Here is a 23,334-nt window from a genome sequence, read left to right as displayed (position 1 = left end):
CGCGAACTCCGGGGCGGGCTCCGGAGTTCGCGCCGTCCGGTGGGCCGGTTTGCTGGCGGTCGGGCCCGGGAACCGGGTAGGGTCACCGATCGTTGCGAACAGTGACCGGACGGCGACACACTGCTGAGCGTGCGCCGGAGCACTGGGCGCGCGCCGCTCCGGATCGGGTCACGACGGAGCGATGTGCCGGGCGAGGGGGTGCGGCTAGCATGACCGGGGTAGCGGTGGGCAGTACGCGAGTGCCATCACCGGGCGGCAGGCAGGCGACAGGAGGGCGAGCCCTGATGCAGAAGGCGAAGATCCTCCTGGTCGACGACCGACCGGAGAACCTGCTGGCGCTGGAGGCGATCCTCTCCGCGCTGGACCAGACGCTGGTGCGCGCCGTCTCCGGCGAGGAGGCGCTCAAGGCGCTGCTCACCGACGACTTCGCGGTGATCCTGCTGGACGTCCAGATGCCCGGGATGGACGGCTTCGAGACGGCCGCCCACATCAAGCGCCGCGAGCGCACCCGGGACATCCCGATCATCTTCCTGACCGCGATCAACCACGGCCCGCACCACACCTTCCGCGGCTACGCGGCCGGCGCCGTGGACTACATCTCCAAGCCGTTCGACCCGTGGGTGCTGCGCGCCAAGGTCTCGGTCTTCGTCGACCTGTACGTGAAGAACTGCCAGCTGAAGGAGCAGGCCGCGCTGCTGCGGCTGCAACTGGAGGCGGGCGGCGGCGAGCCGCCCCTCGGCGGGGCGCTGCTGGGCGAGCTGTCCGCGCGGCTGGCGGCGGTCGAGGAGCAGGCGGAGGCGCTGGGCAAGCAGCTGGACGGCGTCGAGGACGCCGGGGTGGCGGCGACCGCGGCGCACCTGGAGCGCAAGCTGGCGGGGCTGCGCCGGGCCCTGGACGCGCTCCGGCCGGGAACCGCGTAACCGATCGCCGGGGTTCACTCCTGCGGGTGAATTTCCGACGCGGACGGGTGAAACCGGGTCAGCGTGACGGTGTGTCTGCGACACGTCCCCGAGCCCCGGCTCGGGCACATGTGCACTGGTGGCCCACCCCGGTAGGCTGCTGACCCATGGCCACTCGTACGCCCGGAAGCGCGGCACGCAACCCGAGTCCGGGACCGTCCAAGAAGGCCGCGGCGAAGGCCCCGGGCAAGCCGCCCGCGAAGAAGGCGGCGGCCAAGAAGGCGGCCCCGGCGAAGAAGGCGGCGGCCAAACCGGCCCCGCCGTCCCCGCCGCCGCCTAAGCCGATACTCTTCCGGGCCGTCCGGGCCGTCTGGCTCGGCGTGGCGAACAGCATCGCCGCGATCTTCCGGGGCTTCGGCGACGGGGCCAAGAACCTCCACCCCGCCCACCGCAAGGACGGGCTGGGCCTGCTGCTGTTCGCACTCGCGCTGGTGACCGCCGCCGGCACCTGGTTCAGCCCGCAGGGCTGGCTGGGCGAGGCGGCCACCGCCGTGGTGTCCGGACTGTTCGGGCGGCTCGACGTGCTGGTGCCGTTCCTGCTGGCCGGGATCGCGGTCAGGCTCTGGCGCCACCCGGAGCTGCCGGAGGCCAACGGCCGGATCATGATCGGCCTGAGCGCGCTGCTGGTCGGCGTCCTCGGCCTGGTGCACATCGGCTGCGGCGCGCCCATGATGGGCAGCGGCGCCTCGCGGATACGGGCGGCCGGCGGGATCATCGGCTGGGCCGTGTCCACCCCGATGATGGCCGCCGCCGGGCCGGCGCTGGCCGTGCCGCTGCTCCTGCTGCTGTCCTTCTTCGGCCTGCTGGTGGTCACCGCCACCCCGGTCAACCGCATCCCCGAGCGGCTGCGGTCGGCCGGCGTGCGGCTCGGCGTGGTGGAGCCCGGGCCGGAGGACGAGCTGCGCGAGGGGCGTACGCCGGAGCGCGACCTGTCCACCGAGCCGCCCGAGGACGCGGACCCCTCCGCGCTGCCGTTCACCGTGGGCAGCGAGGACCCGGGCGACGAGGTGGCCGCCCGCAGGCGGCGCCGCCGCCGCAAGCCGGCGGACGACGAGGACCAGCCCGATGCCGTCCGGGTGTCCCTGGACAAGGAGCCGCTGGACCCGTACGCCACCCGCGACCTCGCCGCCGGCGCCGCCGCCGACCTGGACGGGGCACTCGTCTACGGCGTGCCCGCCTCCTCGGCGGTGGCGAACATGATGCACCAGGTGCAGGACCGCACCGCCCCGCCGGAGGAGGCCGCCGTCCCGGCCGCCCGCAGCGCGGGCCCGGGCGCGCCCGAGGAGCACGGCCCGGCGCCGGTGCGGATGGAGCAGCTCCAGCTGGCCGGCGACGTCACCTACGCGCTGCCCCCGCTCGACCTGCTGGAGCGCGGCGGCCCGGCCAAGGCCCGCAGCGCCCTCAACGACGAGGTGGTGGCCCAGCTCAGCAGCACCTTCACCGAGTTCAAGGTGGACGCCAGGGTCACCGGTTTCACCCGGGGCCCGACGGTGACCCGCTACGAGGTCGAGCTCGGCCCGGCCGTCAAGGTGGAGCGGATCACCGCGCTCGCCAAGAACATCGCGTACGCGGTGGCCAGCGCCGACGTGCGGATCATCAGCCCGATCCCGGGCAAGTCCGCGGTCGGCATCGAGATCCCCAACCGGGACCGCGAGATGGTCAACCTCGGCGACCTGCTGCGCTCGCGCACGGCCGCCGAGGACACCCACCCGATGGTCGTCGGCATGGGCAAGGACGTCGAGGGCCAGACCGTGATGGCCAACCTCGCCAAGATGCCGCACATCCTGGTGGCCGGCGCGACCGGCGCGGGCAAGTCGTCCTGCATCAACTGCCTGATCACCTCGATCCTGGCCCGGGCCACCCCGGACGAGGTGCGGATGGTGCTGGTCGACCCCAAGCGGGTCGAACTGACCGCGTACGAGGGCATCCCGCACCTGATCACGCCGATCATCACCAACCCGAAGAAGGCCGCCGAGGCCCTCCAGTGGGTGGTCCGCGAGATGGACCTGCGCTACGACGACCTCGCGGCGTTCGGCTTCCGGCACGTGGACGACTTCAACGCGGCGGTGAAGGCCGGCACGGTCACCCCGCCGCCGGGCAGCGAGCGCGAGCTGACTCCGTACCCGTACCTGCTGGTGATCGTCGACGAGCTGGCCGACCTGATGATGGTGGCGCCGCGCGACGTCGAGGACTCGGTGGTCCGGATCACCCAGCTGGCCCGCGCGGCCGGCATCCACCTGGTGCTGGCCACCCAGCGGCCCTCGGTGGACGTGGTCACCGGTCTGATCAAGGCCAACGTGCCGTCCCGGCTGGCCTTCGCGACCTCCGCGATGGCCGACTCCCGGGTCATCCTGGACCAGCCCGGCGCGGAGAAGCTGATCGGCAAGGGCGACGCGCTGTTCCTGCCGATGGGCGCCGGCAAGCCGATCCGCCTCCAGGGCGCGTTCGTCACCGAGGCGGAGATCGCCGCGGTGGTGCAGCACTGCAAGGACCAGCTGACCGCCGTCTACCGGGACGACGTGACGGTCGGCGGCGGGGCCAAGAAGGAGATCGACGAGGAGATCGGCGACGACCTGGACCTGCTGATCCAGGCGGCCGAGCTGGTGGTCTCCACCCAGTTCGGCTCGACCTCGATGCTCCAGCGCAAGCTCCGGGTCGGCTTCGCCAAGGCGGGGCGGCTGATGGACCTGATGGAGTCGCGCGGGATCGTCGGGCCGAGCGAGGGTTCCAAGGCCCGCGACGTCCTGGTGAAGCCGGACGAGCTGGACGGGGTGCTGGTCGGCCTGCGCGGTTGACGACCAGGGCCCGCGGCGAGTGTTCACTCGTTCGGAGGAGGGTAGGCGCGTGCAGGGGAACCGAACGTCCGTACGCCGCGTCACAGGCCGGAAAGCGAACCCCCCGGGTTCCCCGTGCGGGCCCGCTGACGGCCGTTCAGCGGGGTGCCGGGCCCCCGTCGGGGCGGGCGCGCGCATTCGGGCCTGTTCCGCTTGAGAAACGATCCGCCCGCGCCCCTAGACTGTTCCCCAGCAGGTGGCCATCCGCTCGAAAGGCGTGCCCCGTGACCATCGGCAAGTCCCCCGACCGCGAGAACGCCCCGTCGTCCGTCGAGTCGACCGACGACGCGGTGCAGGCGGCCGATGCCCCGAGCATCGGCCGGGTGCTGTCCACCGCCCGGATCGAGGCCGGGCTCACGGTGGACCAGGTGAGTACGGCGACCCGGGTCCGGGTGCCGATCGTCCACGCCATCGAGGAGGACGACTTCGGCCGCTGCGGCGGCGACTTCTACGCCCGCGGGCACATCCGCGCGATCGCCCGCGAGGTCGGCGTCGACGGCGAGGCCCTGATCGCCCGGTACGACGCCGCGCACGGCGGCTCGCCCGCCTCCAAGCGGCCGACCCAGCTGATCGACAGCGGCCCGATCAAGGTGCCCGGCCGCGGCCGGCCGAACTGGGCGGCGGCCATGGTCGCCGCGATCGTCGTGGTGGTCGTCCTGATCGGCTTCAACCTGGTCAGCGGCAAGGACGGCCACACCGGCACCGGCTCCGCCAGCGCGCCGCTGCCCAGCGGCTCCGGCACCGGCTCGGTCGCCTCCGTGCCCTCGCCCACCGTGCAGCCGCCGGCGCCCGTGCCGAGTGCGGCCGCGATCGCCGCCGTCCCGGCCGACAAGGTCACCGTGAAGCTGGTCGCCGAGGGCAGCACCAGCTGGGTGTCCGCGGTGGACGGCAGCGGGAAGTCGCTGTTCCAGAACAACATCAGCGACGGCCAGGACCAGACCTTCACCGACGCCAAGCAGATCAAGCTGGTGCTCGGAAACGGCGGGGCCGTGCACGCGTACGTCAACGGCAAGGACCTCGGCCTCCTCGGCAAGGACGGCCAGGTGGTGCACGTCACGTACACCCCCGGCGATCCGCAGGCGGGCTGACCACAGGCCTGCGGAGGCCCTGGAGAGCGGCCCTGCGGCCTGGCGAAGATCTGGTAATCCGAGGCGCGCGGCCTCCGGGGCGAACGGCACCGGAGGCCGCGCGTTAATCTTGGCCCTATGCCTGAACGCCGTACTGTCGCCCTTGTCACGCTCGGATGTGCCCGCAACGAGGTGGACTCCGAGGAACTCGCCGGGCGACTGGAAGCCGACGGCTGGTTGCTCGTCGACGACGCCGCCGATGCGGACGTCGCCGTCGTCAACACCTGCGGCTTCGTCGAGGCCGCCAAGAAGGACTCCGTGGACGCCCTGCTGGAGGCCAACGACCTCAAGGGGCACGGCCGCACCCAGGCCGTCGTCGCGGTCGGCTGCATGGCCGAGCGGTACGGCAAGGAGCTCGCCGACGCCCTGCCCGAGGCCGACGGCGTGCTCGGCTTCGACGACTACTCCGACATCTCCGACCGCCTCCAGACCATCCTCTCCGGCGGCCACCACGCCCCGCACCTCCCGCGCGACCGCCGCAAGCTGCTGCCGATCAGCCCGGCCGAGCGGCAGTCCGCCGCCGAGGCCGTCGCGCTGCCCGGCCACGGCGCCGCCGAGACCCCGGCAGAGCCGATCGCCGACCTGCCTGAGGGCCTCGCCCCGGCCTCCGGTCCGCGCACCCTGCGCAAGCGGCTCGACGACAACCCGGTCGCCTCGGTCAAGCTCGCCTCCGGTTGCGACCGGCGGTGCTCCTTCTGCGCCATCCCGGCGTTCCGCGGCTCCTTCATCTCCCGCCGCCCCTCCGACGTGCTGCACGAGGCCCAGTGGCTGGCCGAGCAGGGCGTGCGCGAGGTCGTCCTGGTGAGCGAGAACAACACCTCGTACGGCAAGGACCTCGGCGACATCCGGCTGCTGGAGACGCTGCTCGGCGAGATCTCCGCGATCGAGGGCGTCGAGCGGGTCCGGGTCTCCTACCTGCAGCCCGCCGAGATGCGCCCCGGGCTGATCGACGCGATGACCGGGACCACGGACGTGGTGCCCTACTTCGACCTGTCCTTCCAGCACTCGGCGCCCGCCGTGCTGCGCCGGATGCGCCGCTTCGGCTCCACCGACCAGTTCCTGGACCTGCTGAAGACCATCCGCGACCGGGCCCCGCAGGCCGGCGCCCGGTCCAACTTCATCGTCGGCTTCCCCGGCGAGACCGAGGCGGACTTCGCCGAGCTGGAGCGCTTCGTCACGCACGCCGGGCTGGACGCGATCGGCGTCTTCGGCTACTCCGACGAGGACGGCACCGAGGCCGCGACCTACGACGGCAAGCTGTCCGAGGACGTGATCGCCGACCGGCTGAACCGGCTCAGCCGGCTGGCCGAGGAGATGACCGCCCAGCGGGCCGAGCAGCGCGTCGGCACCGAGGTCGAGGTCCTGATCGAGTCCATCGAGGACGGCGTGGTCGAGGGCCGGGCCGCCCACCAGGCCCCCGAGACCGACGGCCTGACCACCCTCACCGGCGTCGAGGACCCGCAGATCGGCCAGTTCCACCGGGCCAAGGTGGTCGCCAGCGAGGGCGTCGACCTGATCGCCGAGGCGCTGGAGCCGGTCCGGGTCCGTCAGGCCCCAGGAGCCGGGGAATGACCAAGGGGCCCGGCGCCCCGGCCGCGGCCCATCCGGGCAGACCGCCGGCCGCGGTGCCGCCGGCGCCGGCTGTCTGGAACATCGCCAACATGCTCACGATGCTCCGGCTGCTGCTGGTGCCGGTCTTCGTGTCGCTGCTGTTCGCCGACGGCGGGCACGACCCCAAGTGGCGCTCGGTCGCCTGGGCGTCGTTCGCCATCGCGATGATCACCGACCTGTTCGACGGCGAGCTGGCCCGGCGCAAGGGCCTGGTCACCGACTTCGGGAAGATCGCCGACCCGATCGCCGACAAGGCGATCATGGGCTCGGCGCTGATCGGCCTCTCGCTGCTCGGCGACCTGCCCTGGTGGGTCACCGCGGTGATCCTGGCCCGCGAACTCGGCATCACCCTGATGCGTTTCTGGGTGATCCGCTACGGCGTCATCCCGGCCAGCCGGGGCGGCAAGATCAAGACGCTGACCCAGGGCATCGCGGTCGGCATGTACGTGCTGGAGCTGACCGGCTGGCTGGCCACCGCCCGGGCCGTGCTGATGGCCCTGGCGGTACTGCTGACCGTCGGCACCGCGCTGGACTACGTCGGACAGGCGCTGCGCATGCGCCGAGAGGGACTGGCCGCGGAGCGCGCGGGCCGGTGAGTGACGGGGGAGACCGGGTGACGGACCACGAGCTGGCGGTACGGGCGCACGAGGCGCTGCGCGCCAGGGGCGGCACGCTGGCCGTCGCCGAGTCGCTGACCGGAGGGCTGCTCGCGGCCGCCCTGGTCGACGTCCCCGGGGCGTCCGCGACCTTCCGGGGCTCGGTCACGGCGTACGCCACCGAGCTGAAGGCCTCGGTGCTCGGCGTGGACGAGGGGCTCCTGGCGGTGTACGGGCCGGTCCACCCGGTGGTGGCGGGGCAGATGGCCGAGGGCGTGCGCCGGCTGCTGGGGGCCACGTACGGGATCGCGACGACCGGGGTGGCCGGGCCGGACCCGCAGGACGGGCAGCCGGTGGGCACCGTACACCTGGCGGTCGCCGGTCCGGAGGGAACTCTGGTCAGTTCGCCCCGGCTGTCGGGCGGGCGTGCCAGAATCCGTCACGGGGCGGTGACCGCCGCTCTGGAGCTGTTCGTCGGGCGGCTCCGGGCCGCTACGCCCACGACCTGAACCCCGCGGGGCCCGCACCCGGGCGTCCCGCAGCCCGTGTGGAGGCGCCGCGGAGGCGTGGTGGAGCCCCGATCGCGGCGATCTCCACCGAACCGCGATCTGCCGATCCGGTCCGCGGGCATGGCACAGCTGGAGGATCGTGTTACATCCAACGGCCTGGTTGGGCAGAAACCAGGTGGCGAACGAGTTGCGTGACGGTGGCCGGGCGGCCCACGGCGGGTACCACGAGGGGCCCGCGGACCCGGGAACGACACCGGAACGAGGAGGGGGACAGCCTTGCAGCCCAGAGTGAACACGACCAGGGTCCCCGCACGCGATGCGGGCAAGGCGGTACGGTGGGGTCGTGACATCTCGATCCGCAGTCCGAGGAGGGAGGCACCGATGATCCTGCTTCGTCGCCTACTGGGCGATGTACTGCGTCGGCAGCGCCAGCGCCAGGGCCGCACACTCCGCGAGGTGTCGGCGGCAGCCAGGGTTTCGCTCGGTTACCTCTCCGAGGTCGAGCGGGGACAGAAGGAGGCCTCCTCGGAGCTGCTCTCCGCCATCTGCGACGCGCTCGACGTCCGGATGTCCGAGGTCATGCGCGAGGTCAGCGACGAACTGTCGCTCGCCGAACTTGCGGCGATGGCCACCCTCTCCGAAGGTGATCTGCTGAGGCCGGTACTCGAACCGGTTCCGCTGCCCGCCCCCGGTGCCGACCGGGCGAACATGTCGCCCAAGGCCGCCGCGATGGACGTGGTCGCCGCCTGAACCCGGCCTCGACTCCCGGGCTCCTGGTGCCCGGGGCGAGCGAAGGAGGGCGGTCGTGCGGAGAGCCGCGACGGCGTGCACGGAGGCTCGAATACGGCTGCGGCGACTGATGCCCTGGCCGGCCCGCCGGGTCCTGGTGATCCTGACGGCAGGGCTGGTCTGGTGGCTGCCGGTGGTCCGGGGACAGTTGGCCGACGGCGCCGTGCTGGGGCTGCTCGCGGCCGGCGGCTGGGGACTCGGCCTGATCCCGGTCCATGCCGACCGGAACGCCACCGGGCCGGAGCGGCGCCCATCGGTGGCCGTGGCCCGGGTGGAGTCGCAACCGCCGACGGCCGGCTGAGCCACTCGAACGGGTGATACGAGCGAACGAAGGCCGCGGGGCACCGGATGCCCCGCGGCCTTCGGCGTCGGCGGACCTCAGGAGGACCGCAGGCGCAGGCCGCGCGGGGTGGCGTGGAAACCGGCCTCCTCCAGCGCGGCGCCCAGCGCCGAGCCGAGGGCAGGCTCGCCGTTCGCCCGCTCGACCGTGACGCTGCCGAGTGCACCCTCGCGGACCGCGGCCGCCAGCGCGCCCACCGCCAGCGCCCGGGTGGCGCCGTCCTCCGGCCAAGCCAGCAGTGACTTGCCGCCCCGCTCGACGTACAGCGCCAACTCGCCGTCCACCAGTACCACCAGGGCGCCCGCCTTGCGGCCCGGGCGGTGCGCCCGGGCCGCCTTGGCTCCGGGGGCCGTCGGCGGCTCCGGCCAGGGCAGCGCGGAGCCGTAGGCGTTCGCCGGATCGGCGGCGGCCAGCACCAGCACCTGCGGCGGCTCGGTGGCCGGGGCGGCCGGCCACTCGGCGGCCCGGGCCCGCTCCAGCCGCCCGTTGACCGAGCGCAGCCGGTCGGCCGCGCCCTCCATGGCGAACTGGGCGCCGCCCAGCCCCTCGACGAAGTAGCCCCGGCGAGCCCGGCCGCGCTCCTCCATCGCGGCGAGCACCCGGTACACCCCGGCGAAGCCGCCCGGCACCCGCTCGGCGGCCACCGCGCCCCGGGTGACCAGGCCGTGCCGGTCCAGCAGGCTCTGCGCCTGGGTGGTGGCCCGGACCGTCGGGTCGGTGGTGAAGGCGGGCAGCAGTGACCAACGCCCGGCCACCGTCGGCGGGCCGCTGCGCAGCGCGCCGCCGACCCGGCCGAAGGCGCGGCCGGCGCCGCCGTAGCGGCCGCGCGGGGTCGCCCGGGGCGCGCGGTGGGCGGTGGCACCGGCCGTCCGGCCGGAGCCGAGCAGGGCGCGCAGTGGGGCGAGGGTGTCGTTGGTGACGTACCCGGCCCAGACGAGGTCCCAGAGCGCCTCGACGACCTCCGGCTCCGGGGTCTCCTGCGGCAACTGCTGGACCAGCTGGCGGAAGAACAGGCCGTAGCCGCCGGCCAGTGCCGCCATCAGCGCGCTGTGCACGGGGGTGAGCGCGGGCGGGACGGGCTCGGGGCGCAGCAGGTGGGCGTGCTCGGCCAGGTGCAGGCTGAGCCAGCCGTCCTTGCCGGGCAGTGCGCCGGCCCCGCACCAGCCGATCTCGCCGGCCGCCGTCAACTCGTCCAGCAGGCCGGGGGAGTAGTCGGTGAGCCGGGCCGGGAGGATCAGCTTCTCCAGGGCGGAGGCGGGCAGGGCGGTGCCCTGGAGCTGTTCGACCACCCGGAGCAGGCCGTCCGGGCCGCGCAGTCGGTGGCCGGCCAGGTGCTGCCACTGCGGGAGGAACGCGGCCAGGGCGCGCGGTGGGACGGGTTCGACCTCCTGGCGCAGGGCGGCCAACGAGCGGCGGCGCAGCCGGCGCAGGACCTCGGCGTCGCACCACTCGGTGGTGGTGTGGTCGGGAGGGGTGGTGTGGAGCGCCTCCGGCGAAGGGTGTTGGCGGGCGACGGGTGGGCGGAACTGGCCCTGGACCAGTCGGCCGGCGGCGGTGAGCCGGTGCAGGGTGCCGGTGACGACGGCGGTGCCGAGGCCGAAGCGGGCGGCCGCCTCGGCGGCGGCGAACGGGCCGTGGGTGCGGGCGTGGCGGGCGAGCAGGTCGCCCAGCGGATCCTTGACCGGCTCGGTGAAGGCCTCGGGGACGCCGACCGGCAGCGGGGTGCCGAGCGCGTCGCGCAGCCGCCCGGCGTCCTCGACGGCGGACCAGCGCCGCTCGCCGGCGATCCGGACCTGGATCACCCGGCGGGCGGCCTCCAACTCCAGTGCCCAGAGCGGCTCGGCGCCGCGGGCCGCCAGTTCGGCCTCGGTGAGCGGGCCGAGCAGACGCAGCGCGTCGGCGACGCCCTCGGCGTCCTTGATCCGGCGCTCGGGGGTGAGGCGCTGGAGCTCGGCCTCCAACTCGGCGAGGACCTGCGGGTCGAGCAGTTCGCTCAGCTCGGCCTGGCCGAGGAGTTCGGACAGCAGCCGGGAGTCGAGCGAGAGGGCGGCGGCGCGGCGCTCGGCGAGCGGGGAGTCCCCCTCGTAGAGGAACTGGGCGACGTAGCCGAACAGGAGGGAGCGGGCGAAGGGCGAGGGCTCGGGGGTGGTGACCTCGACCAGGCGGACGGCGCGGGATTCGAGGTCGCCCATCAGCTCGACCAGGCCCGGCACGTCGAAGACGTCCTGGAGGCACTCGCGGACGGCCTCCAGGACGATCGGGAACGAGCCGTACTCGGAGGCGACTTCGAGCAGTTGGGCGGCGCGCTGGCGCTGCTGCCAGAGCGGGGTGCGGCGGCCGGGGCTGCGGCGCGGGAGCAGCAGGGCACGGCCGGCGCACTCGCGGAAGCGGGAGGCGAACAGGGCGGAGCCGCCGACCTGGTCGGTGACCAGCTGCTCGATCTCGGCGGCGTCGAACAGGGCGGCGTCGGCGCCGACCGGGGCCTCGTCCGAACCGGACCGCTCCGAGGGGCTGTTGAAGTCGAAGTCGGTGGCGAGGAGGTCGGCGTCCGGCAGGCGCAGCACGATGCCGTCGTCGGCGTGCATGACCTGGGGGTCGAGGCCGTGCTTCTCGCGCAGCCGGGCGCCGAGCGCGAGCGCCCAGGGGGCGTGCACCTGGGCGCCGAAGGGGGAGTGGATGACGATCCGCCAGTCGCCGAGCTCGTCCCGGAAGCGCTCGACGACGATGGTGCGGTCGTCCGGGAGGTGGCCGGTGGCGGCGCGCTGCTGGGCGAGGTAGTCGAGCAGGTTGGCGGCGGCCCAGTCGTCCAGGCCGGCCCGGTGCAGCCGGGCGGTGGCGGCCTCGGGCGTCAGGGCGCCCAGCTCGCGGGTGAACGCGCCGAGGGCGCGGCCGAGTTCGAGTGGGCGGCCGAGGGTGTCGCCCTTCCAGAACGGGAGCCGGCCGGGCACGCCGGGGGCGGGGGTGACCAGCACCTTGTCGTGGGTGATCTCCTGGATCCGCCAGGAGGTGGTGCCGAGGGTGAACACGTCGCCGACGCGGGACTCGTAGACCATCTCCTCGTCGAGCTCTCCGACCCGGCCGCCGCCCTTCTTGCCCGTCTTCGAATCGGACCCGGTGGCGCCGGCGATGAAGACGCCGAACAGGCCGCGGTCGGGGATGGTGCCGCCGGAGGTGACGGCGAGCCGCTGGGCGCCGGGCCGGCCGGTCACGGTGCCGGCCACCCGGTCCCAGACCACCCGGGGGCGCAACTCGGCGAAGGCGTCCGAGGGGTAGCGGCCGGCCAGCATGTCGAGCACGGCTTCGAAGGCGGACTGCGGGAGGGTGGCGAAGGGCGCGGCGCGGCGGACCACGGTGAGCAGGTCGTCCACCGGCCAGGCGTCCAGCGCCGTCATCGCGACCAGTTGCTGGGCGAGCACGTCCAGCGGGTTGCGCGGGACGCGCAGCGCTTCGATCCGGCCGGCCCGCATCCGCTCGGTGACCACGGCGGACTGCACCAGGTCCCCGCGGTACTTGGGGAAGAAGACGCCGGTGGAGACGGCGCCGACCTGGTGGCCGGCCCGGCCGACCCGTTGCAGGCCGGAGGCGACCGAGGGCGGGGACTCGACCTGGACGACCAGTTCGACGGCGCCCATGTCGATGCCCAGTTCCAGGCTGGAGGTGGCGACCACGGCGGGCAGCCGGCCGGCCTTCAACTCCTCCTCGACCAGCGCCCGCTGCTCCTTGGAGACCGAGCCGTGGTGGGCGCGCGCGATGACCGGCGGGGCGCCCTTGGCGACGCCGGACTCGGCCATCAGCTGGGCGGGGGAGTGCGCCTCGGGCAGCCGCTCACCGGTGGCCCGTTCGAGGGCGATCTCGTTCAGCCGGTTGCACAGGCGCTCGGCGAGGCGGCGGGAGTTGGCGAAGACGATGGTCGAGCGGTGCGCCTGGACCAGGTCGACGATCCGCTCCTCGACGTGCGGCCAGATCGACGCCTGCCGCTGCGGGTCGGCGTCGGAGGAGGCGCCGGTGGCCGGGGCCGCGGGCAGGTCGTCCAGGTCGGGGACGGGGACGACCACCGACAGGTCGAACTCCTTGGCGGCGGCGGGCTGGACGACGACGGCGCCGCGCTGCGGGCTGAGGTAGCGGGCCACCTCCTCGACCGGGCGGACGGTCGCGGACAGGCCGATCCGGCGGGCCGGGCGCTCCAGCAGTTCGTCCAGCCGCTCCAGGCTGAGCGCGAGGTGGGCGCCGCGCTTGGTGCCGGCGACGGCGTGCACCTCGTCGAGGATCACCGTGTCGACGCCGCGCAGCGCCTCCCGGGAGGCGGAGGTGAGCAGCAGGAACAGCGACTCGGGGGTGGTGATCAGGATGTCCGGCGGGTGGGTGGCGAAGCGGCGGCGGTCGGCGGCGGGGGTGTCGCCGGAGCGGGTGGCGACCTGGACCTCCGGCTCGGGCAGGCCGAGCCGGACGGCGGCCTGGCGCAGGCCGGTCAGCGGGGCGCGCAGGTTGCGCTCGACGTCCACCGCGAGGGCCTTGAGCGGCGACACGTACAGGACCCGGCAGCGACGCTTGGGGTCCGCCGGGGGCGGGGTGTTGCTCAGCCGGTCCAGGGCGGAGAGGAAGGCGGCGAGCGTCTTGCCGGAGCCGGTGGGGGCGACCACCAGGACGTCGGTGTCCTGCCGGATGGCGCGCCAGGCCTCGGCCTGGGCGGTGGTGGGGGCGGAGAAGGCGCCGGTGAACCAGGCCCGGGTGGTCGGGGCGAATCCGGCCAGGGGGTCGTCGTTCGGCGGGGTCGGGTGCGGGGGCGCCATGCCCCCATGGTGCCGGGTGGCACCGACAACCGGGGTGGGGGAGCGGAGGTCGCACGGGTGTGGTGAGCACGGGTGTAGTTAAAGGAGCAAAAAGGCAAATCCGCTCATATGGTGATGAATCAGGCCAGTGACCCACCCCCGACCCACCGGACCGACGAGCGGAGACCGTGCGATGGCGCAGGTGAACCCGTCCGGCAGTCCCGCCCGTGCCGCCCGCCGCCGCGTCCGCGGGCCCGCCCGGGCGCTGCTCGCGATGCTGCTCACCGCACTCGTGGTCGGCGGCGCCGTCCCGTACGTGTCCGGATCCGGCCGGCCCTACCTCAGCTACCTGGTGCTCGCCGCGCAGGAGGACGCCGCCGGGGCCGCCCTGGCCGGGGCCGAGAGCCGGGCGGCGGGCGGGCAGGTGGTCCAGGAGTACCCGCAGATCGGGGCCGTCCTGGCGTACGCCACCGGCGGCTTCGCGGGCACGCTGCGGGCCCGGCCCGGGATCGCGGCCGTCGGCACCACCCGGACCGAACCGGTGGTCGCCCCGCCCCGCCTGCTGGACGGCGCCGGGGACTTCGCCGCCGGTACCGACCGCGCCGGCCGCAGCAGCACCGATCAGGCCCGTCGCGACAGCGATCACGCCCGTCGCAGCAGCACCGACAGGGCCCGTCGCGACAGCGCCGACCGGCAGGACGGCGGCACCGTCACGGTGCCCGACCCGGGCGAGGGCGACCCGTGGAACCTCGCCATGCTCGGCGGCGCCGGCGCCCGGGCCGGCGACGCCTCCACCGGGATCCGCGGTCCCGCCGGCGCGCCGACCGCCGACGCGCTGCACGAGGTGCTCGTCGCGGTGCTCGACTCCGGCGTCGACGACACCCACCCGGACCTGCGCGCCGCCGTCGACCCGAAGGCCTCCGTCTCCTGCGCCGACGGCCGGCCCGACGCCCGCTCCGGCTCCTGGCGGCCCGACCCCGGGGTCAGCGAGAGCGGCCACGGCACCCACGTCGCCGGGATCGTCGGCGCCACCCGGGACGGCCACGGCGTCACCGGGGTCGCGCCGGGCGTGCGGATCGCCGCCGTCCGGCTGCTCGGACCGCTCGGCCAGTACTACGCCGAGAACATCGTGTGCGGCATGCTCTGGGCCGCCGACCACGGCGCCAAGGCGATCAACAACAGCTACTTCGCCGACCCGTGGAAGTACAACTGCCCGGAGGACCAGGACCAGGCCGCGCTGATCGCCGCCGTCGGCCGGGCCTCCGCCTACGCCCAGCGCAAGGGCGCCGTCGTGGTCGCCTCGGCGGGCAACGACGGGCAGGACCTCGGCGCCGCCCGGACGGACGAACGCAGCCCCAACGACCGGGTCTCCGGCCCGGCCCGCTCCCGCTACCTGGGCACCGAGTGCATCCGGCTGCCCGGCGAACTGCCCGGCGTCGTCACCGTCACCGCCGTCAACCGGGACGGCCGCCCGTCCGGCTACTCGAACTACGGCCGCGGCCGGGTCTCGCTGGCCGCCCCCGGCGGCGACCCGGACAGCGGGCCGCAGGGCGCGGTCGTCTCCGACTGGCCGGGCGGGCAGTACGCGGCACTGGCCGGCACCTCGATGGCGGCGGCGCACGTCACCGGCGTGGTCGCGGTGGCCGCCGCCCTGCACCCGGACTACGGCTCCGCCCCGCTCGCCGCCCTGCTCGCCGGCACCGCGGCGGCCGCCTGCCCGCCCGGGCCGTACGCCTGCGGGGCCCGGCAGTACTTCGGTGCCGGGCTGCTCGCGCTGCCGCGCTGAGGCGGCCGGAAAACCGGGTGACGCCGCCCGGGCCGGCGGGTGAGGATCGGGGCGTGACCGTCTTCCTCACCACCGAGCGGCTGGTGCTGCGCCGCTTCACCGCAGCGGACGTCGACCACCTGGTCGAACTGGACGGCGACCCGGAGGTGATGCGCCACCTCACCGGCGGGCGGCCGACCGCGCGGGAGCGGGTCGAGGGCGAACTGCTGTCGCTGTACCTCGCGCACCACCGGCGGTACGGCGACCTCGGCTGGTGGGCGGCCGAGGAGCGGGACGGCGGGGCCTTCCTGGGCTGGTTCGAGTTCCGGCCGACGCGGGACGGCGACCGCTCCGAGGTCGAGCTGGGGTACCGGCTGCGCCGGGCCGCCTGGGGGCTCGGGTACGCGACCGAGGGGGCGCGGGCGCTGGTCCGCCGCGGCTTCACCGAACTGGGCGTGCGGCGGGTGGTGGCGTACACGATGACGGTCAACGCGGGCTCGCGGCGGGTCATGGAGAAGACCGGGCTGTCGTTCGTCCGCACCTTCCACGAGGACTACCCGGAGGCGATCCCCGGCAGCGAGCACGGTGAGGTCGAGTACGCGCTGACGGCCGGGCAGTGGCGGGCCCGGAGCGGGGCCGCGCGGTCCGGGATACTGGAGCCATGAGGCTGACGGAGTTCTGGCGACGGATGCACGCGCACTTCGGGGAGACGTACGCGGAGTCCTTCGCCTCCGACCACGTGATGAGCGAACTCGGCGGGCGGACGGTGCGGCAGGCGCTGGAGGCGGGCTGGGAGGCCAAGGACGTCTGGCGGGTGGTCTGCGAGACCCAGGGCGTCTCCGGCGTGCTGCGCTGACCACCGCCCGCCCGGAGGACCGACCCCGCCCCGGCGGGGTGCCCGGTGCTCGGGCGGTTCCGGGGGATGGGTGAGACTGTCGGAGTGACAAGCAGCGCAGAAGCACAGAATTCGGACAGGACGGCGCGGGTCGCCGACGAGGATCCGGGCCCGCCGCCCGAACCGCGGCTGCCGGAGGGCGCGGCCGGCGGCCTCTGGGGTGGCGGGATGCCGCGCTGGCTGCCCCGGGCGATGGTGCTGGCCCTGGTGCTGGTCGGGCTGTTCCAGCTCGCCGACTGGGCCTTCCACCAGCTGATCGACCTCTTCGTGATGCTGCTGGTGGCCTTCTTCCTCTCGCTGGCGCTGGAGCCGGCCGTCGACCGGATGGCGGCGCGCGGGGTGCGTCGCGGGATCGGCACCTTCCTGGTGTTCGTCGCGGTGGGGATCGCGGTGATCGGGTTCCTCGCGGCGCTCGGCACGCTGCTGGTCGATCAGGTCGCGAAGATCGCCGGGGACCTGCCGCACCTGGTCGACAACCTGATCAACTGGGTGAACCGGACGTTCCATCAGGATCTGTCGCTGGGCGAGCTGCAGAAGAAGCTGCTCAAGGACTCCGGCGCGATCGAGAGCTACGCCCAGCAGGCCGCCGACAACGTCTGGGGCCTCTCCTCCACCGTGATCGGCGGGCTCTTCCAGGCCTTCACGGTCGGGCTGTTCACCTTCTACTTCACCGCCGAGGGCCCGCGGGTCCGCCGGACGGTCTGCTCGATGCTGCCGCCCGCCAAGCAGGGCGAGGTGCTGCGGGCCTGGGAGATCGCACTCGCCAAGACCGGCGGCTACCTGTACTCCCGGGCGCTGCTCGCGGTGGTCTCCGCGATCGGGCACTGGGTGATGTTCGAGCTGCTCGACCTGCCGTACGCGGCCGCGCTGGCGGTCTGGGTCGGCGTCATGTCGCAGTTCGTGCCGACCATCGGGACGTACCTGGCCGGCGCGCTGCCGGTGCTGGTGGCGCTCACCGTGCAGCCGGTGGACGCGCTCTGGGTGCTGATCTTCGTGGTGGTCTACCAGCAGGTCGAGAACTACCTGCTGCACCCGAGGATCACCGCGCGGACGGTGGACGTGCACCCGGCGGTCGCGTTCGGCGCGGTGATCGCGGGCGCGGCGCTGCTCGGCGCGGTGGGCGCGCTGATCGCCATCCCGGCGGCGGCCACCCTGCAGGGCTTCGTCGGGACGTACGTGCGGCGGTACGAGGTGGCCACCGACCCGCGGATCGACCGGGGTGAGCAGCGGCGGGCCCGGCGGGAGCTGCGCCGGGAGGCGGCGCGGCGGCTGCGGCGGATGGTCGGCGGCGACGGGAGGTGACCCGGCCGGCGGTGGCGGCACCGTTCGGACGTGCGAGGCTTGAATCGAACAGTTGTTCTCTATACTCTCCGGCGAGGAGTTTTCCACAGGCGGAGCCGGGTCGGGCTCGTTTGTCAGTGGGACGCGCTAGCGTCGAGGACGATGAAGCGCACAGCACAGAACCCGAGGGTGGAAGCCATGGCAGGTACGGACCGCGAGAAGGCCCTTGAGAACGCACTCGCTCAGATCGAGCGGCAGTTCGGCAAGGGCTCGGTGATGCGCCTGGGCGAGAAGGCCAACGAGCCGATCGACGTGATCCCCACCGGGTCCACCGCCCTGGACGTCGCCCTCGGTGTCGGCGGTATCCCGCGCGGCCGGGTGGTCGAGATCTACGGCCCCGAGTCCTCCGGCAAGACCACCCTGACCCTCCACCTGGCGGCCAACGCCCAGCGGGCCGGCGGCACGGTCGCCTTCGTCGACGCGGAGCACGCGCTCGATCCCGAGTACGCCAAGAAGCTCGGCGTGGACACCGACGCCCTGCTGGTCAGCCAGCCGGACACCGGTGAGCAGGCGCTGGAGATCACCGACATGCTGATCCGCTCCGGCGCGGTCGACCTGATCATCATCGACTCGGTCGCGGCGCTCGTCCCGCGTGCGGAGATCGAGGGCGAGATGGGTGACTCGCACGTCGGTCTGCAGGCCCGGCTGATGAGCCAGGCGCTGCGCAAGATCGCCGGTGCGCTGAACCAGTCGGGCACCACGGCGGTGTTCATCAACCAGCTGCGCGAGAAGATCGGCGTCATGTTCGGCTCGCCGGAGACCACGACCGGTGGCCGGGCGCTGAAGTTCTACGCCTCCGTCCGGCTGGACATCCGCCGGATCGAGACCCTGAAGGACGGCACCGAGGCGGTCGGCAACCGCACCCGCGTCAAGGTGGTCAAGAACAAGGTCGCCGCGCCGTTCAAGCAGGCCGAGTTCGACATCCTCTACGGCGTCGGCATCAGCCGCGAGGGCGGCCTGATCGACATGGGCGTCGAGCACGGCTTCATCCGCAAGTCCGGCGCCTGGTACACCTACGAGGGCGACCAGCTCGGCCAGGGCAAGGAGAACGCCCGCAACTTCCTGCGGGACAACCCGCAGCTCGCCGACGAGATCGAGCGGAAGATCAAGGGCAAGCTCGGCATCGGCCCGAAGACCGAGGAGCCGGCCGAGGGCGAGGCCGCTGCCGCTGCCGCCGACGGCGCCGCGAAGCCGATCACCGCGACCGCCGCCAAGACGGCCGCGGCGAAGAAGACGGCGGCGGCCGCCAAGGCCTGAACCGTTGACGCAGCACGACGCAGTGGGTGAGGGCGGACCGGCGGGTCCGGACGGCGACGACTACGGGCCGCCGGACTGGTTCGCCGCCGTGGCGGGGGAGCCGGAGCCGCCGTTCGAGGCGACGCCCCGGGCGCGGTCGCAGTCCCGGAAGGGGCGGCGGCGGGAGCGGTCCTCCGCCGCACAGTGGGCATCCGGTCCGGAGCCGGAGTTCGACCGGGCGTCGGCCCGGGCGGTGCGCGGCGCGGCGCCCGGGCCGACTCCGGCGGAGCCGACGGTGGACGAGCTCGGGCTCGTCTCCGCCTCCGAACTGCCCACCGGCCGCCGCAGGCGGCGATCGGCACTGGCGGCCGAGGAGTTCGACGAGGCCGGCTCCGCGACGGCGGGCAGCGGCCGGGGCGAGGCCGGGGCGGTCGGTCACGGGGGTGTGACCGCCCCGGCCCCGCGCACCGGTGCCGGCGCGCGTCGTGGGCGGCGCGCTGCGGCCGGGCGCTCCGCCAGGCACGCCTCGGACGAGGCGGGCGCTCCGGGCGACGAGCGCGACCCCTCCGCCCGTACCGGCCGAACCGCGCGGAAGCGGGCCGGGGCCGAGGAGACGGCCGATCCCGAGACCCGCGCCCGCGACATCTGCCTGCGGCTGCTCACCGGCGCCGCCAAGAGCCGCAAACAGCTCGCCGACGCCCTGCGCAAGCGGGAGATCCCGGACGACGTCGCCGACGAGGTGCTCACCCGGCTCGAAGAGGTCGGGCTGATCGACGACGCGGCCTTCGCCGCGGCCTGGGTGGAGTCCCGGCACACCGTCCGGGGGCTGTCCCGGCGGGCGCTGGCCCAGGAACTGCGCACCAAGGGCGTGGCCGCGGACCTGGTCGAACAGGCCGTCGCCCAGCTCGACCACGACGACGAGACCGAGGCCGCCCGGGCGCTGGTCGACCGCAAGCTGCGGTCCACCCGGGGGCTGGACCCGCAGGTCCGGATGCGGCGGCTGGTCGGCGTGCTGGCCCGGCGCGGCTACTCCGAGGGGCTGGCGTTCCGGGTGGTGCGGAGCGCGCTGGACGAGGAGGAGCCGGGCGAACCGTCGGGAACCGGGAGGGACTAGTGGCCGTCCGGTAGCCATTGCGTACGCTTCTTGGTCCAGTCCAGGTCGAGTCTTGACCGTTTCGTGACCCGCGCCTAGCCTCGCACTCAGTGCGGGGGCGCTTCCGGACGGCGGTCCACGCCGGGCGGCGGACAGCGGTGACGGGGAGTGGGCGGCATGAGGATCTCTGCGGGCACCGGACCGGACGCCTCCCTGCTGCTCCTCGCCGGGTCGGCCGGCGCCGTCCTGCTGCTCCTCGCCGTCCTGGTCGGGTTGCTGGCCAAGCGGCTCCGGGCCGCCCAGCGGCGCGCCGGCGTCGAGGCCGAGCGCGTTCGCGGCTGGGCCGAGCAGCAGACCTCCCGGCAGCGGGCCGAACTCGACCGGCGCGAGGAGCAGTTGGCCGAGGAGCTGCGCCGGGTCCGGACCAGGGAGGACGAACTCGCCGCGCGCTTCGCCGAGCTGGAGCGCGCCCGGGGCGAGGCCGAGGCCCTGGTGACCCGCCGGGTGGCGGTGCTGGAGCGGGCCGGCGGACTCTCCGCCGAGCAGGCCCGCGCCGAACTCCTGCGCGAGGCCGCGACCACGGCTCGGCGGGAGGCCGCGGTCACGGTCCGGGAGTTCGAGCGCGAGGCCAGGGAGGAGGGCGAGCGCCGGGCCCGGGGCATCCTCGCCGGGGCGATCCAGCGGCTGGCGACGGTGCAGACCGCCGAGACGGCGGTCACCGTCTTCCGGCTGCCGAGCGAGGACATGAAGGGCCGGATCATCGGCCGCGAAGGCCGCAACATCCGTGCCTTCGAGGCGGTCACCGGCGTCAACCTGATCATCGACGACACCCCCGCGACGGTGCAGCTCTCCTGCTTCGACCCGGTCCGCCGGGAGACCGCCCGGCTCACCCTGGAACAACTGGTCGAGGACGGCCGGATCCACCCGACCCGGATCGAGCACGTCCACGAGCGCAGCCGCGAGGAGGTCGAGCAGTGCTGCGTCCGGGCCGGTGAGGACGCCCTGCTGGACGCCCGGGTCGGCGGGATGCACCCCGAACTCGTCCGCACCCTGGGCAGTCTGCGCTACCGGGTCTCGTACGGGCAGAACGTGCTCGGGCACCTGCTGGAGTCCGCGCACCTGGCCGGGATGATGGCCGCCGAGCTCGGGGTGGCCCCGGAGCCGGTACGGCGGTCGGCCCTGCTGCACGACATCGGCAAGGCGCTCACCCACGAGGTCGAGGGCAGCCACGCGGCGGTCGGCGCGGACTTCGCCCGCCGGCACGGGGAGTCCCCGGAGGTGGTGCACGCGATCGCCGCGCACCACGGCGAGGTGGAGCCGCGCACCGTGGAGGCCGTGCTCACGCAGGCCGCGGACGCCTGTTCGGGCGGGCGGCCCGGGGCGCGCAAGGAGTCGCTGGAGGTGTACGTGCGGCGGCTGGCGCGGCTGGAGGAGATCGCCCGCGCGCACGAGGGCGTGGCCGAGGTGTACGCGATGCAGGCGGGGCGCGAGGTACGGGTGATGGTGCGGCCGGAGGAGGTGGACGACCTCGGGGCGCAGCTGATCGCCCGCGAGGTCGCCCGGCAGGTCTCCGAGGAGCTGACCTATCCCGGCCAGATCCGGGTGACGGTGGTCCGGGAGAGCCGGGCCATCGCGGTGGCGAGTTAGGCCCTGCCCGGTCCTGTCCGGTCCTGTCCGGCGCACGCCCGGAGTTGCACGCCCGGGGCACGCGCCAGGGCCCTACGCGCGGGGTGAGTCCACCTGCCGGGGCGCCTGGCGGGCGGCGGGCTCCGGCGCGGGGTCCTGGTCGGGCTCGGCTTCGGGTGCGCCGGCGAGCGGGGCCGGCCCGCCCCGGGCGCGGTCGGCGAGCGCCAGCAGGTCCTCGGCGGCGGCGCCCTGGGTGGCGCCGACCAGGTGCCCGTCCGGCCGGATCAGCAGCACGGTGTGCGGCCCGGCCTCCGGGTACTCCTCGGTGACCAGCACTTCGGCGGGCACCGGCAGCGCGGCGGCGACCTCGGCGAGCCGGGGCATCAGGCCGGCGCCCAGCCAGTGCTCGGCGGACCAGACGGCGGTGCCGGGGGCGACCAGCAGCAGCAGGAAGGTGACGCCGAGCCGGGCGTGCAGGTGATCCGGGGTGCCGTCGGCGGCGAGCACCGGCAGGTCCGGGACGAGCACGCCGGGGGCGGTGGCCGGCAGCAGTTCGCTGAGCGAGGTGGTGCCGCGGGCGCCGCGCTGGACCGGCACCCGGCCGGGGACGCCCGAGGGCGCGGCCGGGTAGGCGGGCGCGCCGCCGAAGCGGCCGGTGCCGAGCTGTCCGTCGGCGAGCAGCGGTGCGTGCTTGCGGAAGCCGCCGACCAGCAGCGAGCGCCGGGTCTGCTGCCAGCCGCGCAGCGGGCGCAGCAGCGGCATGGACTGGTCGACGGCGCGCAGCCGGGCGCCAACCGCGCCGCGCCGTTCGGCCTCGTAGCCGTCCAGCAGGGAGCCTCCGGGTTGCGGGCCGCCGGAGTGGAGGTGCCAGGCGAGGGAGAGCCGCCAGGCGAGGTTGTCGGCGTCGCGCAGCCCGTCGGCCAGGTTCTGCATGCCGAGCGCGCCGTGCAGGTGGGCGGCGTCGCCGGCGAGGAAGCAGCGGCCGCTGCGGAACCGGGCGGCGAGGCGCTGTTGGGCGGTGTGGTCGGCGGCGGCGAGCAGGTCGAAGCGGGGGAGTTCGCCGCACCAGCCGGTGAGGGTGGCGGTGACCCGGGTGAGCAGGGTGTCGCCGGTGACGACGCCGGGCCAGGTGGCGTGCGGGTCGACGGTTTCGGTGGGGGCGGGCCGCCCGGGGGGCAGCCGCCAGTCGAGCCGCCAGACGCCGTCCGGCAGCGGGCGGGCGGAGGCCTCGCGGTCGCCGCGCCACGGGGGCTCGCGGTGCAGCCGGGCCTCGTGGAAGGGCAGGTCGACCCGGACGGTGGCGATGGCGTTGCGGTCGACGGCGGGGCGGCCGGGGAAGCGGATCTTCAGGAGCTTGCGGACGGCGGATCTGGCGCCGTCGCAGCCGACCAGGTGGCTGCCGCGCCACCAGGTGCTGGAGCCGTCCTGGGTGCCGTGGGTGCGGACGCTGACGCCGTCGCGGTCCTGTTCGAGTTCGACGACCCGGCTCAGCGGGACCAGCCGGACCAGCGGGGTGCCGGTGAGGGCGTCGCGCAGGCCGCGCTGGAGGCGGTGCTGGGGCAGGTGGAAGGCGGGGGAGTCGGTGAGGTCGATCCGCAGCACCTCCTGGCGGCGGCGCCAGACGGTGAAGGAGTCCCAGAGGGCGGAGTCCGAGACGGCCCGCGGGTAGCCGATCCGGGTGAGGAAGGCGGCGGTGTCGGCCCCGAGGACGACGCTGCGCGGGCCCTCGGGGCAGAGCCCGGAGCCCTCGTCCAGGACGATGGTCGGCACCTCGTGCCGGGCGAGGGCGAGGGCCAGGGCCAGACCGACCGGTCCGGCCCCGACCACGATCACCGGGTCCATGT

Annotated in this window: 17 protein-coding genes; 15 read left to right on the top strand and 2 right to left on the bottom strand. The window is 74.6% G+C overall.

The window, feature by feature from the left end:
• Positions 1-281 precede the first annotated feature (281 nt).
• From ACIO9K_RS32210 to ACIO9K_RS32175, 8 genes are all read left to right on the top strand, one after another.
• A complete protein-coding gene (locus ACIO9K_RS32210) occupies positions 282-920 on the top strand; it encodes a response regulator (protein WP_063351395.1) in 639 nt (212 codons plus the stop codon).
• A 146-nt stretch (positions 921-1,066) separates the two neighbouring features.
• Positions 1,067-3,754 carry a DNA translocase FtsK gene (locus ACIO9K_RS32205; RefSeq protein ID WP_350880211.1) on the top strand — a complete coding sequence of 896 codons (2,688 nt, stop codon included), beginning with the start codon at positions 1,067-1,069 and terminating at the stop codon, positions 3,752-3,754.
• A gap of 263 nt (positions 3,755-4,017) precedes the next feature.
• Positions 4,018-4,881 carry a helix-turn-helix domain-containing protein gene (locus tag ACIO9K_RS32200; protein WP_363584611.1) on the top strand — a complete coding sequence of 288 codons (864 nt, stop codon included), beginning with the start codon at positions 4,018-4,020 and terminating at the stop codon, positions 4,879-4,881.
• Between the two features lie 117 nt (positions 4,882-4,998).
• Positions 4,999-6,492 carry a 30S ribosomal protein S12 methylthiotransferase RimO gene (gene rimO, locus ACIO9K_RS32195; protein ID WP_400335115.1) on the top strand — a complete coding sequence of 498 codons (1,494 nt, stop codon included), beginning with the start codon at positions 4,999-5,001 and terminating at the stop codon, positions 6,490-6,492.
• A complete protein-coding gene (gene pgsA / locus ACIO9K_RS32190) occupies positions 6,489-7,127 on the top strand; it encodes a CDP-diacylglycerol--glycerol-3-phosphate 3-phosphatidyltransferase (protein WP_363623164.1) in 639 nt (212 codons plus the stop codon). The genes rimO and pgsA overlap by 4 nt, the downstream gene beginning before the upstream one ends.
• A gap of 32 nt (positions 7,128-7,159) precedes the next feature.
• Positions 7,160-7,636 carry a CinA family protein gene (locus tag ACIO9K_RS32185; protein ID WP_400335126.1) on the top strand — a complete coding sequence of 159 codons (477 nt, stop codon included), beginning with the start codon at positions 7,160-7,162 and terminating at the stop codon, positions 7,634-7,636.
• Positions 7,637-8,017: 381 nt separating this feature from the next.
• Positions 8,018-8,386 carry a helix-turn-helix domain-containing protein gene (locus tag ACIO9K_RS32180; RefSeq protein WP_030290911.1) on the top strand — a complete coding sequence of 123 codons (369 nt, stop codon included), beginning with the start codon at positions 8,018-8,020 and terminating at the stop codon, positions 8,384-8,386.
• Between the two features lie 55 nt (positions 8,387-8,441).
• Entirely contained in the window at positions 8,442-8,726 is a 285-nt protein-coding gene (locus ACIO9K_RS32175; RefSeq protein WP_400335112.1) for a hypothetical protein, read from the top strand.
• A gap of 77 nt (positions 8,727-8,803) precedes the next feature.
• Here the strand turns inward: ACIO9K_RS32175 and ACIO9K_RS32170 are convergent, their stop codons facing one another.
• Positions 8,804-13,555, bottom strand: a complete 4,752-nt coding sequence (locus tag ACIO9K_RS32170; RefSeq protein ID WP_400335110.1) for an ATP-dependent helicase — start codon at positions 13,553-13,555, stop codon at positions 8,804-8,806.
• Between the two features lie 172 nt (positions 13,556-13,727).
• Between ACIO9K_RS32170 and ACIO9K_RS32165 the strand changes: the two genes are divergently transcribed.
• The 7 genes from ACIO9K_RS32165 to rny all read left to right on the top strand — a co-directional run bounded on the left by ACIO9K_RS32165 (position 13,728) and on the right by rny (position 21,511).
• Positions 13,728-15,320, top strand: coding sequence for a S8 family serine peptidase (locus ACIO9K_RS32165; protein WP_400335108.1), 1,593 nt, complete (start codon positions 13,728-13,730; stop codon positions 15,318-15,320).
• A 53-nt stretch (positions 15,321-15,373) separates the two neighbouring features.
• A complete protein-coding gene (locus tag ACIO9K_RS32160) occupies positions 15,374-15,964 on the top strand; it encodes a GNAT family N-acetyltransferase (RefSeq protein WP_400335106.1) in 591 nt (196 codons plus the stop codon).
• Positions 15,961-16,155: a DUF3046 domain-containing protein gene (locus ACIO9K_RS32155; RefSeq protein WP_350880193.1), complete on the top strand. Its 195-nt coding sequence runs from the start codon at positions 15,961-15,963 to the stop codon at positions 16,153-16,155. The genes ACIO9K_RS32160 and ACIO9K_RS32155 overlap by 4 nt, the downstream gene beginning before the upstream one ends.
• An 84-nt stretch (positions 16,156-16,239) precedes the next feature.
• Positions 16,240-17,496 (top strand): AI-2E family transporter, encoded by a 1,257-nt coding sequence (locus tag ACIO9K_RS32150; protein ID WP_400335104.1) that lies wholly within the window; start codon positions 16,240-16,242, stop codon positions 17,494-17,496.
• Between the two features lie 177 nt (positions 17,497-17,673).
• Positions 17,674-18,792: a recombinase RecA gene (gene recA, locus ACIO9K_RS32145; RefSeq protein WP_363630360.1), complete on the top strand. Its 1,119-nt coding sequence runs from the start codon at positions 17,674-17,676 to the stop codon at positions 18,790-18,792.
• A 4-nt stretch (positions 18,793-18,796) separates the two neighbouring features.
• Positions 18,797-19,885 (top strand): recombination regulator RecX, encoded by a 1,089-nt coding sequence (recX, locus tag ACIO9K_RS32140; RefSeq protein WP_400335101.1) that lies wholly within the window; start codon positions 18,797-18,799, stop codon positions 19,883-19,885.
• Positions 19,886-20,041: 156 nt separating this feature from the next.
• The gene (gene rny / locus ACIO9K_RS32135; protein WP_363623176.1) at positions 20,042-21,511 is read left to right on the top strand and encodes a ribonuclease Y; all 1,470 of its coding nucleotides are present in this window, start codon (positions 20,042-20,044) and stop codon (positions 21,509-21,511) included.
• A gap of 72 nt (positions 21,512-21,583) precedes the next feature.
• Here rny and ACIO9K_RS32130 read toward each other — a convergent pair whose 3' ends face one another.
• Positions 21,584-23,332 (bottom strand): FAD-dependent monooxygenase, encoded by a 1,749-nt coding sequence (locus ACIO9K_RS32130; protein WP_400335099.1) that lies wholly within the window; start codon positions 23,330-23,332, stop codon positions 21,584-21,586.
• Positions 23,333-23,334 lie beyond the last annotated feature (2 nt).

Source organism: Kitasatospora sp. NPDC087271 (assembly GCF_044744605.1).
Lineage (GTDB): Bacteria > Actinomycetota > Actinomycetes > Streptomycetales > Streptomycetaceae > Kitasatospora.
The sequence above is the reverse complement of the archived record's forward strand: the minus strand, read 5'-3'. Positions and strand labels throughout refer to the sequence as shown.